Raw genomic sequence first — 12,451 nt, 5'->3', positions numbered from 1 at the left:
TTAACTATTCATATGTAATCTCACAGGGTGAGCAATATGAAAATTCAAAACACCAGTTTATATCAAGAAATGCAGTCTATGGCCTCTCAAGCAGGTAGGGTCCAGCCAGAGACGAAAGTACCAGCGCAAGCGACAGCCGCTACATCGAGTGCACAGTTTGGCGATATACTTTCAAATGCGTTGAATAACGTTGCTGATTTGCAAAGAGATACAAAAGCAAAAGTAACTGCGGTCGAGATGGGTGATAGAAGCGTCTCGTTGGCAGAAGCTATGATTGCGAAAAACAAGTCATCTGTAGCTTTCGAAGCGACGGTTCAGGTGCGCAATAAGCTTGTTGAAGCTTATAAAGATATCATGAGCATGCCGGTGTAATTCAGAGAGTTAGTGGAGAGTAACTGTGGCTACAAATCAATCGACAGATTTAGCACTTTCAGATGGTCCAGCAGGAGCAGTCGCTGAAGGTGCTGAAACACAGCAAGAGCAAAAATCTGGTTATTTCAGTGCTTTAAGCGGCGTTGATATGCTACGTCAAGTTACGCTCGTAATCGCACTGGCAATATGTTTAGCAATCGCCGTATTTATTATTATCTGGGCACGTCAACCTGACATGCGCCCGTTAGGTCAATATCCAACTGATGAGCTGGTTCAAACACTCGACTTTTTAGATGCGCAAAAAATTGAATATGACCTAGATGGTAACACCATCATGGTTGCGGAAACGGATTATCAAAATATTAAATTAAAAATGGCCCGAGACGGCTTTACGCAATCACCGTCGTCAGGCACAGACATTTTGATGCAAGACATGGGCTTTGGTGTCAGTCAGCGCCTTGAAAGAGAAAGACTTAAGCACAGCCGTGAACAGCAACTCGCGAGAACCATTGAAGAGTTGCAAGATATCAACAGAGCAAAAGTGCTTTTGGCAATTCCAAAAGAGAACGTATTTGCTCGTCGTGAGAAAAAACCTTCTGCAACGGTTGTATTAACCATGAAGCGTGGTCGCACGCTTGATGGTGAAGAGGTAGACTCGATTGTTGATATCGTTGCATCTGCCGTTCAAGGGCTTGAGCCATCACGTGTTACAGTAACGGATCAAAATGGTCGTCTATTAAATTCAGGATCTCAGGATTCCTTGGCTGCACGCTCTCGCAAAGAGTATGAAATCGAACGTAAACGTGAGTCTGAATATTTATCGAAAATCGACAGTATCATGATCCCAGTCGTTGGTTTAGGCAACTTTACTGCTCAGGTCGATTTAACGATGGACTTCAGCGCAATTGAAGAAACACAGAAGCGTTTTAATCCAGATTTACCTGCGGTAAGAAGTGAAACTACGTTCGAGGAGAGCAATATCGGTGGTATCACGGCTGGTATTCCTGGCGCACTGACAAACCAACCGCCGGTAGACGTCAAATATTCCAGAAATCGCAGGTGCTGGTGGCAGTGGCAAAGGCACGACCCCAACGCGTTCACAAAAAGAAGCAACACGTAACTATGAGTTGGACACGACTATCTCTCATAAGCGTCAACAAACTGGCGTGATCCGTCGTATCAGTGTGTCAGTGGCTGTCGATTATGTTGCCAAGGCTGACGCAGAGGGCAATATGGTGATGACGCCTCGCTCTCAAGAAGAATTAAATAATATACGTCGACTTTTACAAGGTGGCGTGGGCTTTGACATGCAGCGTGGTGATGCATTAGAAGTCGTGACAGTCCCATTTGTACGTGAAGATATCTTAGAAGCATCCGAAATGCCTTTGTGGGAACAAGAGTGGTTCATGAAGGTTGTTAGACTCGCGGCAGGCGCATTGGTAATCATCGTGTTGATTATGGCTGTAGTTCGCCCTATGCTGAAGAGATTGATATACCCAGATGACACACTAGAAGACTATGATGAAGATGCATTAACTGCTGGTGTAGACTTAGGCGATAGTACACTTGATATGCTAAGTAATGACTTTGATGAATCTGCTGTTGGCTTCTCTTCCGATGGTACATTACAATTGCCAGACTTACATGGAGATGAAGATCTATTGAAAGCGGTTCGTGCACTAGTTGCGAATGAACCAGAGCTTTCTTCACAAGTGGTCAAAGCGTGGTTAACTGAAGATGAGTGATGAAGAACAAAAACAACTGCCGCCAGCTTTCGATGTTGAGAAGCTAGATGGGGTCGATAAGGCCGCCATCTTGCTACTCAGCCTAACGGAAGAAGATGCAGCGCAGATATTAAAACACCTTGAGCCAAAACAAGTACAGAAAGTAGGCATGGCGATGGCTGCGATAGATGACTTATCTCAGTCTAAAATCAGTGCAGTTCATAACCTTTTTATTGAGCAAATACAAAGCTTCAGTACAATTGGATTTCAATCTGAAGACTTTATTAAAAAGGCCCTTACCGCAGCCCTTGGTGAGGACAAAGCCGCGAGTCTTATCGACCAAATTGTTATGGGCTCAGGCGCAAAAGGGCTTGATTCCCTTAAATGGATGGACTCTAAGCAGGTTGCTAATATCATCCGCAATGAGCACCCGCAGATCCAAACAATCGTATTGTCTTACTTAGAGCCAGAGCAGTCAGCAGAGATCCTTTCTCAGTTTACAGAGAAGGTAAGGCTCGACTTAACAATGCGTATTGCCAATTTAGAAGAAGTACAGCCTGCGGCACTACAAGAACTAAATGAAATTATGGAGAAACAGTTTGCGGGTCAAGCTGGTGCGCAAGCTGCGAAGATGGGTGGTCTTAAAGCTGCGGCAGATATTATGAACTACCTAGATACGAATGTTGAAGGGCAGTTAATGGACTCAATTCGTGAACATGACGAAGAAATGTCACAGCAAATCCAAGACTTGATGTTTGTCTTTGAGAACCTGATGGATGTCGAAGATAGAGGAATTCAGGCCATCCTTCGTGAAGTACAACAAGATGTGCTGATGAAAGCGATTAAGGGAGCTGACGATTCATTAAAAGACAAGATTTTAAGTAACATGTCGAAACGTGCAGCGGAAATGATGGCGGACGATCTTGAAGCGATGCCTCCGGTGCGGATCAGTGAAGTTGAAGCGGCTCAGAAGGAAATCCTAGCGACAGCGAGACGTCTGGCCGACTCTGGTGAAATCATGCTTGGCGGCGGTGGCGGTGAGGAGTTCCTATAAATTATGTCTGAGCCAAAGTTATATCGCGGCAAACCTGTTCATGGTGAAGCTGTTGATGCATTGCTAGAGCATCTTGAAGACTGGGACATTCCTGATGTTAAAGAAGACTTGAGTGGTTTATCAGGTCGCTCAACGGCAATGGGTACTCCACTTGAAGAGCTATACACGAAAACGGAGCGTCAAACAGAGCCTGAAACCGTTGAGGCAGAAATTCCGACATTGACACTTGAGGAGCTTGAGCAGATCCGCCAAGATGCCTATGAAGAAGGGTTGAAACAGGGACATGAACAGGGTTATATCGAAGGCTTCGAAAAAGGAGCCAAAGAAGGTAACGAAGCGGGGCTTAAAGAGGGCATCGAAGCCGGTAAGCTGCAAGGCATCGAAGATGCTAAGCCACTCATTGAAGAGCGTTTACAAATGCTCTCAGGCCTTGTTGACAAGATAAATGAGCCATTGCAACAAGTAGATGAAGCGTGTGAAAAACAGCTTATTCAGCTTGTCAGTTTATTGACACAGCAAATCACATTTCATGAGTTAAAAACAAGCCCTGACTTGATCCTTCAAGCACTTAAGAAAGGACTAGATGCTTTGCCCATTTTAGAAGTGCAACTAAAAGTCCATCTGCATCCAGAAGATTTGACGCTTGTGGAAGAGGCCTATGGCAGCGACATGCTAGCAAAACAAAGGTGGCAATTGATCCCAGAGCCTACCCTCGAGCGCGGTGGGTGTGAGATTAAATCTCCAATTTCTTCTATTGATCTGACCGTCAAAAATCGCATAAGCGAAATATTGGAGAAGTTTTTGCATGATAGCGGTATCTAGTATTTATCGCTTCAATATTCATGACAGAAACTGAGCTTCAACATCAGCCACTGGCGCAAAGAATTAGTTCATATCAAAAACATATCCAGCCTTATGGGGTTGCCGTTGCGGGCAGCCTCACACGTGTTGTTGGTTTGACCCTTGAAGCAAAAGGCTTAAATGCCGCCGTGGGTAGCCAGTGTAAAATCGAAACGATCAATGGTTTTGTAGATGCTGAAGTCATCGGCTTTAATGACGATATTTTGTATTTAATGCCGAATGATCATATTTCTGGCGTTCTGCCAGGTGCCCGGGTTATTCCCCAAGTGAAAGAGTCCGGGTTACCTGTTGGCATGGGGCTCTTAGGGCGAGTAGTTGATGGACTCGGTCGTCCACTTGATGGTTTAGGTGCAATTCAAGCCGATGCTAGGCTAAAGTTTGCGCAAGCACAGATTAATCCGCTCGCGAGGCGTCCAATTAGTGAACCAATGGATGTCGGGGTGAGGGCAATCAACTCAATAATCACGGTGGGCCAAGGGCAACGGATGGGGTTGTTCGCTGGTAGTGGTGTCGGTAAGTCTGTTCTATTGGGTATGATGACCCGAGGCAGTGAAGCCGATGTCATTGTCGTAGGGTTGGTTGGTGAACGTGGTCGAGAAGTAAAAGAGTTTATTGATGAAATACTCGGTGTTGAGGGACGAAGACGCTCTGTTGTGGTGGCGGCTCCAGCGGATGCTTCCCCACTTATGCGATTAAAGGGGTGCGAAAGTGCCGTAACAATCGCCGAGTACTTCAGAGATCAGGGCTTAAATGTTTTGTTGTTACTGGACTCGGTGACGCGTTATGCCATGGCACAACGTGAAATCGCGCTGGCGGTTGGCGAGCCACCTGCGACAAAAGGTTATCCACCCTCAGTATTTGCGAAGTTACCCGCATTGGTAGAGCGAGCAGGTAACGGTGGTGAAGGGCAAGGCTCAATTACGGCATTCTTTACTGTTTTAAGTGAAGGGGACGATATGCAGGACCCGATTGCCGATTCTGCTAGGGCGATTCTAGATGGCCATATTGTACTGTCTCGAGATCTTGCGGACAGTGGTCATTATCCTGCCATTGATATTGAAAAATCCATTTCACGTGTCATGCCTCAAGTTGTATCTGACGCACATATGCAACAAGCTAGGGTGTTGAAGCAAGTCTACTCCATGTACCAACAAAACAAGGATATGATCACTTTGGGTGCATATCAGCAGGGGAGTGACCCGATGCTAGACCAAGCCATTGCAATGATGCCAAGTGTGAATGGCTTTTTACAACAAGGCATGAAAGAAGTGCTGAATTATGATGAGTGCTTGCAGGGTCTTGCACAACTATTAGGACAAGGCTAATGGCAGAAACCAAACTTGCGTTATTACATAAACTAGAATCTGACAAAGAAGATGGCTTGAGAGTCAATTTTGTTCAAGCCGAGCGTAGCTTGCATGACAACCAGCAAAAGCTAAAAGGGTTGAATGATTTCCGCTTAGAGTATTCTCAACAACTGCACAATAAAGCATTACAGGGATTAAGCAGTAGTGGTTTCTCACAATATCATAGTTTTATCAATAAGATTGAAGAAGCCATTAAGCAACAGGCAAATACCGTTGCCACGGCAAAACGGGTTGTGGAGCAACGGCGTAAGCTGTGGCTGGCTCAACAGGCTAAAGTGAAAGCCATTGCAAAGCTGATAGAGAAAAAAGAACTTGAAAAACAAAAGCGATTAGCAAAAGCAGAGCAAAAAATGCTCGATGAGTTTGCAACAAACATCTTTATGAGACGCAAGTTGGCTAATTAATGGCTTGAAAATTGCATTTTTACGAAATAATAGAGTTATAAGTAGGCAAGCGGCGTTCGATTGCCACACTAAAAGGTGAGAATATGGTTAATGTTTCATTGGACGTTGGATTAAACAACACTGTTTCACCGCAGGATAGGCAGGTTGAAGAAAGCTCTGATGGAAAAGGGTTTATGGCGATGTTGGCTGAAGCCAACGAGCGAGAAGATGCAAAAGCTGCGATACAGAAAGAAGCGGATAAAGAAGAATTAACAAATCAAGAAACAAGTGCAGAAAAAACGCGTGCAGGTGAAGTGCAGCAAGGTACTCAACGACCTGTACCAAAAGGGTTAGATGAACCTTTGAAGCTTGATGACTCAAACCTACCTAAATCTAACCAAGGTCCTGATGTTGTTTTAAAGATTGAAACAACCAATGAGGCGTCAAAACCTAGCTCTACGCCTAATCCAGACACATTACTGTCTCAGATCAATGCGGCAAATAACCAAAAAACTGATGTGGAACATCATTTAGCGCCAGTACCGCAAGCATTGAAAGATCACCTTGGCAAAGCAGAAAAGGTCGATGAGTTACCAGTAAAAGGTGGCAAGAAAGGTCCGATTGATTTAATCGGTCCAATCGTTGTTCAAGACAATAAATTGGATAATAAAACTGCCGATGCTACGCCGAATGACTCTGTAAAAGCTGAATCAAAACAAGCAAATGTAGAGGTTGGAAACTCATCCAAACAGCTGCCGGGACAAGGTGAAGTCGTCAAGCCTGTACCTGCAGGACCGCGATATTCAGAAGGTCCAATTGGTGATCCAACCGATGGTGAAGCTCAGGTCAGTGACAAGCCCAAGATGCTAGAAAGCGGTAATCGGTCTATACCTGATGTAAAGGCTGAAGCATTTAACGGTGTTGCTAAAGAGCGAGAATGGCACTTACATAATGAGAAAGAGTCAAAACCTGCATCCGTTGCCAGTCAAAAACCCAACACCGATGTTGATTCAAAACTGGTAACACCAAAAGCAAGTGAAAGTGAGCAAAAGGCGCCTGATTTAATCAGTCAGTTGATGCAAAAGGAGCGCACTTCAGCCGCACCACAACAAGACAATTCAGCCGCACCACAACAAGACAATAAAATGGCTCAACCTTCAGTGAGTGAAGCGGTCGTGAAATCGCCACTCAACAAAAATATCGAAATGGCCACCGATAAACCGACTGAACCCGCAGCTGTTTCTGACTCTGATGGCGCTGAGATTGTAAAAAATATACCGAAGCAGGCCATTAGTGAATTCGTAAACGTGCCGAAAGCGCCTGAAAGTAAATCGACGAGTGTGTCAGAGTTAAAGGCAATGGTCGATAATCTGTCACCCCAAGAAAAGCAAGAGCTAGAGACGCTACTCAATGAACGCCTCAATGATACTAAATCCACAGACTCTGCTTCCAGAAAGCAAGAAGCGGCACTTTATCAAGCCCTAACAGGCAAATCGCCTAATTCAATAGCGCAAGAAGGCAGTAGCATAGCGGGTAAAGTAACAGGTGAAACAGAGCAAAAAGATAATGCGCTCATAAATGGTATCAAGCAGAGTAGTGATAAGCTTGAAAGTGTGGTCAAAAGTGATGCCGCTGTTAAACCTGAATTCACGTACAACAGCACTAAGGCGCCAGTAAAAGAGCAAGTAGCACCTGAGGCAAGTAAGCAAAGTGTGGCCGATGTTGTTGTGAATACTGAAGAACAGGCGGAGTTACCAAGTGATTTTGAGGGAGAGCAGCAAAACAGCGGGAATAATCAGCGACAAACGGCTAGCCAAAATGTGGAAAACGTCTTTAAGGCCATTCGCAGTTTAGGTAGTGAGCAAATTCAGAGCAAAGAAGAATTTGAGCAGGTAATTCAGCAGGTAGAGCAGTCACGCCAAAACCAACAGACGGCTGTGCAGCAAACCAGTGCACAAGTAAAATTACAAGCAGATCCTGCGCTTGCACAAGCGTTAAACTTGACTCGTAATGACGCTGCTAAAATGCTGCAAGAAAAAGTTAATATGATGATTAACTTAAATAATAAGGAAGCTGAAATCAGACTAGACCCCGCAGAGTTAGGTAGCATGCAAATTCGAATTCGTTCAGATGCAGAACAGGCTCAAATCAACTTTGTCGTGCAAAACCAACAAGCTAAAGAATTGTTAGAAGAGTCCATGCCTAAGCTGAGGGAAATGTTAGAGGAGCAGGGTATTGAACTCGGTGAAAGTAATATCCAACAGCAGTCTGAAGGAAATTCAAATGACGATGATGGTGAGCAACAAGGTCATGGAAAACTTGCTAATGAGGCCAGTGAAGCGCAAAATAATAAAGAACAATCAGTGACTAGCAGAAAACAAAGTGATTCGGCAATAGATTACTATGCTTAACAACTGCTATCATTAAGACATAACATAAATTAATAGAAGCGCACATATGGCTGAAGAAACCGATTTAGAAATTGAAGAAGCGGGTGGTTCCAAAAAGAAGCTCATTATTATTATTGCGGCAGTTGTTGTCATATTAGGTGGCGTTGCAGGTTTCTTTTTACTATCCGGTGGAGAGGAAGAAGAAGCTTCTTTAGCTGAAGAGTCTACGGTAGTTGAAGAAGATTTGAGTGAGCAAAATGCGGCAGAAATGGGAAGTGCGCTTTATGTCGCGATGCCAAGACCGTTTGTATTCAATGTACCAGGTGCCAGTAGAGATAGAATTGTACAAATCAAAGTACAACTGTTAGTTCGTGGTGATGTCAACGAAGAAGTGACGAAAAAACACATTCCACTTATCGAAGGTACCCTGTTAAGTGTATTTTCTACCACCACCGCAGATGAATTAAGCACGAGTGCAGGTAAGGAGACATTGAGGTTGACTGCTTTAGATAAGGTTCAAGCAGCAATGGAAGGTGTCGAGGGCAGCAAAGTTATCGAACGAGTGCTGTTTACCGGTTTTGTAATGCAGTAGGAATCCCCTGTGAGCGATTTATTATCACAAGACGAAATCGACGCGCTATTACATGGTGTCGATGAAGTTGAAGAAGACGAAGTTCCCTCTGGTGAGGGGGGCGAGGATGCGAATGCGCTCCAGTATGACTTCTCCTCGCAAGACAGGATTGTGCGTGGGCGAATGCCGACGCTCGAGATTGTGAATGAGCGTTTTGCAAGGCACATGCGAATAAGTCTGTTCAACATGATGAGAAGGACTGCCGAAGTCTCAATCAACGGCGTTCAGATGCTTAAGTTCGGCGAATACATTCACACCTTGTTTGTGCCAACCAGTTTGAACATGGTGAGGTTTCGTCCGCTTAAAGGAACTGGCCTAATCACCATGGAAGCGAGACTGGTCTTCATTTTGGTTGATAACTTCTTTGGTGGTGATGGTCGCTATCACGCTAAGATTGAAGGGCGAGAATTTACCCCGACAGAACGTCGTATCGTGCAAATGCTTTTGAAAATCATCTTTGAGGATTACAAAGAAGCTTGGGCTCCTGTAATGGATGTGTCGTTTGAATATCTAGATTCAGAAGTGAACCCTGCCATGGCGAACATTGTATCGCCAACAGAAGTGGTGGTGATCAGTTCGTTTCATATCGAATTAGACGGTGGGGGCGGTGATTTTCATATTTCCTTGCCATACTCGATGTTGGAACCCATCAGAGAACTGCTTGATGCAGGTGTTCAATCAGATACCGAAGACACAGATTTACGTTGGAGTAAAGCGCTGCGAGATGAAATAATGGACGTTGAAGTAGAGATGTCCACCCAGTTGCTTGAAGTTGATTTGTCTTTACAACAAATTATGGACTTGAAAGCTGGTGATATCATCCCAGTCGAAATGCCAGAGCATATCACGGTGTTTGTAGAAGAACTGCCGACGTTTAGAGCGAAAATGGGTCGCTCGAGAGACAATGTGGCATTGCAAATAAGTGAAAAGATTAAACGTCCTGAGTCTGTTAAATCTGAGCTACACGTATTTACCAAAGGTGGTAAAAAGCTCGATTCAGATGCAGAATTGGCTGAATTAGAAGAAGATCTGCACCTGTCTGAAGGTGTTGATCTTGATTGGTGATCAAGAATTTAAGGTAGTAAGTGCATGAGTGATGATCAAGATACGATGGATGAATGGGCTGCAGCGCTTGCCGAAGCAGAAGATGCTGATCAAGGTAGCGCCGAAGTTGCAGAGTTAGAAGAGCTAGAAGAAAGTGATGCGAATTTAAGCGCGGATGAAAAAAGAAAACTAGATACTATTTTAGATATTCCGGTCACCATTTCTATGGAAGTGGGTAGGTCGAAAATTAACATCCGAAACTTACTGCAATTAAACCAAGGCTCAGTGGTTGAGTTGGACAGAGTAGCAGGTGAACCGCTTGATGTACTTGTAAATGGTACGCTGATTGCACACGGTGAAGTGGTCGTTGTCAACGACAAGTTTGGTATCAGACTCACCGATGTAATTAGCCAAGTTGAGCGAATTAAGAAGCTTAGATAGTAGAATAAGTCATGACTTTGATACTATTTACGAATGCGGCAGCCGCAACGCAGCCGCAGGGGCCTAGTTTGGAGATAGTAACGGTTGCACTGTCACTGATCTCTATCATCGCGCTTATCATTGGTTTGGCATGGTTAGTAAAGCGCATCAACCCCAATGTGGGCAATAACCAAGATTTCAAGGTTATTCGTAGCTTGCCATTGGGTACCCGCGAAAGGCTACTCGTAATTGAAATTGATGATAAGCAACATCTGCTCGGCGTTACCCCGCAAAACATTAACTATTTATACCAATTAGAAACCCCATTAAGTGAAAACCAAGCCGCGCCTTTTGTTAAAGAGTTAAGTCGCTTTATGGGTCAACCAATAAAAAAAGAAAAGTGAAAACCATGCTTCGATTCCTTTTAATTTTAGCTTTAGCTGTATTTCTACCCCAAGTGAGCGCAAATGACGGTTTTGAAGCATTAAGTGTGACGACTAATCCTGATGGTTCTCAAGAGTACTCGGTAACCCTTCAAGTCCTCGCGATAATGACCGCACTCAGCTTCATTCCAGCTGCGGTTATTATGATGACTTCATTCACACGGATCATTGTGGTTTTAGCGATTTTACGTCAAGCAATTGGATTACAGCAGTCACCGTCAAATCAAATTTTGGTTGGCATGTCGTTGTTTTTGACTTTTTTCATAATGGCACCGATTTTTAGCAAAATTCATGATGAAGCTGTTCAGCCATACTTAAATGAAGAAATGACATCAGTTCAAGCATTGCACGCGGCTAAAGAGCCTATTAAGAAGTTTATGCTGTCTCAGACCCGTATTAAAGACCTTGAGACGTTTGCTAAAATTGCGGGTTACGATAAGCTTGATAGCCCTGAAGACACGCCATTTGTAGTCATTATTCCTGCTTTTGTTACCAGTGAATTACAGACGGCATTCATTATTGGATTTATGTTTTTCATCCCGTTTTTGATTGTTGATTTGGTGGTTGCCAGTGTTTTGATGGCAATGGGTATGATGATGCTTTCTCCTATGATTGTCTCGTTGCCTTTTAAAATTATGCTATTTGTCTTAGTTGATGGTTGGTCACTAGTTATGGGGACACTAGCCCGAAGTTTTGGATTAGGGGTGTAATATGGAACCAGAAGTTTTTGTAGACATTTTAAGTGACTCGTTATTTCTGGTGATAAAATTGGTGGCTGCCATCGTGGTACCAGGTTTGATTATTGGTTTAATCGTGTCGGTGTTTCAGGCTGCCACATCCATTAACGAACAAACACTGAGTTTCTTACCTAAGCTGATCATTACACTGGTCGCTCTAATTGCCGGTGGACATTGGATGACTCAAGAGTTAATGGACTTTTTCAAATTGATGGTTATGCGAATTCCTGAAATCGCGGGTTAGTATGGAAATTCTTTTTTCAGAATTAATGCAAGGGCTAAGTGACTTTATACTGCCTTTGATACGTATTAGTTCGATGATAATGGTCATGGCGGGTCTTGGTGCGCAAAGTGTATCGAAACGGATAAAGCTTTGTCTCTCTATCGTAGTGACCTTGGTCGTGGCCCCCGCGATTCCCCAATCTCAATTTACAGAGCTTTTCTCTTTTCAAATGGTGTTGGTGGTCATCCAGGAAATGATTATTGGCGTTGCGATTGGTTTTGCATCTCTGTTATTGCTAAATACATTTATCGTTGCAGGCCAGGTGCTTGCGATGCAAACGGGCCTAGGTTTTGCCTCGGTTGTTGACCCTTCAAACGGGCTAAGTGTACCGGCTGTGGGCCAGTTTTATTTGATTTTAGCTACCTTACTATTTTTTGTTTTCAATGGGCACTTGATGATGTTTCAGATGGTTATCTTTAGCTTTCAGTCTTGGCCAATAGGGGGGGATTGGTGGCATGTCGACAACTATTGGAAAATTGCGACATGGGGCTCTTGGCTCTTTGCTACAGCGCTATCACTGTCTTTAGCCCCGCTTACGGCTATGCTAGTTATTAACTTAGCATTTGGTATCATGACACGAGCAGCACCTCAGATGAATATCTTTTCTGTGGGTTTTGCATTTACACTTGTAGCGGGTCTAACGATTATTTGGGCGACAATGGGGAACTTTACTCTACAGTATGAGTTTCAATGGCTTAAAATGACTGAGCTGATGTGTGATTTGATTGGCTGTACAGTGTAG

13 protein-coding genes and 1 pseudogene are annotated in these 12,451 nt (G+C 43.9%); all 14 read left to right on the top strand.

The features are described 5' to 3' along the window. The first annotated feature begins 36 nt into the window (after nt 1–36). The 14 genes and pseudogenes from fliE to fliR all read left to right on the top strand — a co-directional run bounded on the left by fliE (nt 37) and on the right by fliR (nt 12,451). Nucleotides 37–372, top strand: a complete 336-nt coding sequence (gene fliE / locus A7985_RS08340; protein ID WP_065789925.1) for a flagellar hook-basal body complex protein FliE — start codon at nt 37–39, stop codon at nt 370–372. Nucleotides 373–397: 25 nt separating this feature from the next. Further along, nucleotides 398–2,117 (top strand): annotated as a pseudogene (gene fliF / locus A7985_RS08335) (flagellar basal-body MS-ring/collar protein FliF). Beyond that, on the top strand, nt 2,110–3,150 hold the full coding sequence (gene fliG, locus A7985_RS08330) for a flagellar motor switch protein FliG (protein ID WP_063356978.1): 1,041 nt from the start codon (nt 2,110–2,112) through the stop codon (nt 3,148–3,150). The pseudogene fliF and the gene fliG overlap by 8 nt, the downstream one beginning before the upstream one ends. Before the next feature lie 3 nt (nt 3,151–3,153). Next, nucleotides 3,154–3,972, top strand: a complete 819-nt coding sequence (gene fliH, locus A7985_RS08325; protein ID WP_065789924.1) for a flagellar assembly protein FliH — start codon at nt 3,154–3,156, stop codon at nt 3,970–3,972. Nucleotides 3,973–3,992: 20 nt separating this feature from the next. Beyond that, on the top strand, nt 3,993–5,336 hold the full coding sequence (gene fliI / locus A7985_RS08320) for a flagellar protein export ATPase FliI (RefSeq protein WP_065789923.1): 1,344 nt from the start codon (nt 3,993–3,995) through the stop codon (nt 5,334–5,336). After that, nucleotides 5,336–5,782, top strand: a complete 447-nt coding sequence (gene fliJ, locus A7985_RS08315) for a flagellar export protein FliJ (RefSeq protein WP_063370698.1) — start codon at nt 5,336–5,338, stop codon at nt 5,780–5,782. The genes fliI and fliJ overlap by 1 nt, the downstream gene beginning before the upstream one ends. An 83-nt stretch (nt 5,783–5,865) precedes the next feature. Further along, nucleotides 5,866–8,172, top strand: a complete 2,307-nt coding sequence (locus tag A7985_RS08310) for a flagellar hook-length control protein FliK (protein WP_065789922.1) — start codon at nt 5,866–5,868, stop codon at nt 8,170–8,172. Between the two features lie 46 nt (nt 8,173–8,218). Beyond that, a complete protein-coding gene (fliL, locus tag A7985_RS08305; RefSeq protein WP_063370696.1) occupies nt 8,219–8,743 on the top strand; it encodes a flagellar basal body-associated protein FliL in 525 nt (174 codons plus the stop codon). Between the two features lie 9 nt (nt 8,744–8,752). Beyond that, on the top strand, nt 8,753–9,847 hold the full coding sequence (fliM, locus tag A7985_RS08300; protein ID WP_063370695.1) for a flagellar motor switch protein FliM: 1,095 nt from the start codon (nt 8,753–8,755) through the stop codon (nt 9,845–9,847). A gap of 24 nt (nt 9,848–9,871) precedes the next feature. Next, a complete protein-coding gene (gene fliN, locus A7985_RS08295; RefSeq protein WP_063375895.1) occupies nt 9,872–10,267 on the top strand; it encodes a flagellar motor switch protein FliN in 396 nt (131 codons plus the stop codon). Nucleotides 10,268–10,278: 11 nt separating this feature from the next. Next, a complete protein-coding gene (gene fliO, locus A7985_RS08290; protein ID WP_065789921.1) occupies nt 10,279–10,650 on the top strand; it encodes a flagellar biosynthetic protein FliO in 372 nt (123 codons plus the stop codon). Nucleotides 10,651–10,655: 5 nt separating this feature from the next. Next, nucleotides 10,656–11,399: a flagellar type III secretion system pore protein FliP gene (gene fliP, locus A7985_RS08285; RefSeq protein WP_065789920.1), complete on the top strand. Its 744-nt coding sequence runs from the start codon at nt 10,656–10,658 to the stop codon at nt 11,397–11,399. Nucleotide 11,400: 1 nt separating this feature from the next. Next, nucleotides 11,401–11,670, top strand: coding sequence for a flagellar biosynthesis protein FliQ (fliQ, locus tag A7985_RS08280; RefSeq protein ID WP_063375892.1), 270 nt, complete (start codon nt 11,401–11,403; stop codon nt 11,668–11,670). Between the two features lies 1 nt (nt 11,671). Further along, on the top strand, nt 11,672–12,451 hold the full coding sequence (gene fliR / locus A7985_RS08275) for a flagellar biosynthetic protein FliR (RefSeq protein WP_065789919.1): 780 nt from the start codon (nt 11,672–11,674) through the stop codon (nt 12,449–12,451).

It is taken from the genome of Pseudoalteromonas luteoviolacea (assembly GCF_001696455.1).
GTDB classification, from domain to species: Bacteria; Pseudomonadota; Gammaproteobacteria; order Enterobacterales; family Alteromonadaceae; genus Pseudoalteromonas; species Pseudoalteromonas luteoviolacea_C.
This window is presented reverse-complemented; position numbering and strand designations above follow the sequence as displayed.

Bases quoted from the DNA above. Each gene is read 5' to 3' on its own strand.
- fliE (WP_065789925.1), top strand. From the start codon at position 37: ATGAAAATTCAAAACACCAGTTTATATCAAGAAATGCAGTCTATGGCC.
- fliG (WP_063356978.1), top strand. From the start codon at position 2,110: ATGAGTGATGAAGAACAAAAACAACTGCCGCCAGCTTTCGATGTTGAG.
- fliH (WP_065789924.1), top strand. From the start codon at position 3,154: ATGTCTGAGCCAAAGTTATATCGCGGCAAACCTGTTCATGGTGAAGCT.
- fliI (WP_065789923.1), top strand. From the start codon at position 3,993: ATGACAGAAACTGAGCTTCAACATCAGCCACTGGCGCAAAGAATTAGT.
- fliJ (WP_063370698.1), top strand. From the start codon at position 5,336: ATGGCAGAAACCAAACTTGCGTTATTACATAAACTAGAATCTGACAAA.
- A7985_RS08310 (WP_065789922.1), top strand. From the start codon at position 5,866: ATGGTTAATGTTTCATTGGACGTTGGATTAAACAACACTGTTTCACCG.
- fliL (WP_063370696.1), top strand. From the start codon at position 8,219: ATGGCTGAAGAAACCGATTTAGAAATTGAAGAAGCGGGTGGTTCCAAA.
- fliN (WP_063375895.1), top strand. From the start codon at position 9,872: ATGAGTGATGATCAAGATACGATGGATGAATGGGCTGCAGCGCTTGCC.
- fliO (WP_065789921.1), top strand. From the start codon at position 10,279: ATGACTTTGATACTATTTACGAATGCGGCAGCCGCAACGCAGCCGCAG.
- fliP (WP_065789920.1), top strand. From the start codon at position 10,656: ATGCTTCGATTCCTTTTAATTTTAGCTTTAGCTGTATTTCTACCCCAA.
- fliQ (WP_063375892.1), top strand. From the start codon at position 11,401: ATGGAACCAGAAGTTTTTGTAGACATTTTAAGTGACTCGTTATTTCTG.
- fliR (WP_065789919.1), top strand. From the start codon at position 11,672: ATGGAAATTCTTTTTTCAGAATTAATGCAAGGGCTAAGTGACTTTATA.